The organism is Vibrio sp. 811 (assembly GCF_033339195.1).
In genome coordinates this window covers 1-773 of sequence record NZ_JAWOUB010000309.1, presented here as the reverse complement: position 1 = coordinate 773, position 773 = coordinate 1, and the positions used below count along the sequence as shown (strand labels likewise).

The following is a 773-nucleotide window of genomic DNA, read 5'->3' as shown; positions in this document are numbered from 1 at the left end:
TGCATCCAGCACTATGGGTAAGTAAAACAGGTCTAGACGCCCAACAAACCAACATCGCTACGATTTCGAACAACTTGGCGAACGCCTCGACCGTGGGCTACAAAAAAAGCCGTGCGGTCTTTGAAGATTTGTTCTATCAAAACATCAACCAGCCGGGTGGTCAGTCTTCTCAAAACACCGAGCTGCCAAGTGGCTTGATGCTTGGTGCTGGTTCTAAAGTGGTTGCAACGCAAAAAGTGCACACGCACGGTAATGCGCAAACCACCACCAACGCATTGGACATGATGGTGGAAGGCGATGGTTTCTTCCAAGTGACTCTGCCTGACGGCAACATCGGTTACACCCGTAACGGCCAGTTCACGCTAAATGGTGAAGGCACGTTAGTGACATCTGGTTCTGGTTACCCAGTAGAACCTGAAATTGTGATTCCTGAAGATGCGATTTCTATCACTGTCGGTACGGACGGTGAAGTATCTGTGCGCGTACGTGGTCAGCAAGATAACCAAGTCGTTGGCCAGTTGACCATTACAGACTTTGTTAACCCAGGTGGCCTAGAGCCAATCGGTCAGAACCTTTACTTGCCAACAGGCGCAAGTGGCGACCCGCAAGAAGGTGTTCCGGGTTTGGACGGTTTAGGTGAAATTCGCCAATCCATGCTAGAAGCCTCCAACGTAAACGTGACAGAAGAATTGGTCAACATGATCGAAGCTCAGCGCGTGTACGAAATGAACTCTAAAGTGATCTCATCTGTCGATAAGATGATGAGCTTCGTT

Annotated in this window: 1 protein-coding gene; it reads left to right on the top strand. The window is 49.3% G+C overall.

The features are described from left to right. A partial coding sequence (flgG, locus tag R7Q46_RS26540) for a flagellar basal-body rod protein FlgG (protein WP_318078131.1) occupies positions 1 to 773 on the top strand: 773 nt, incomplete at both ends.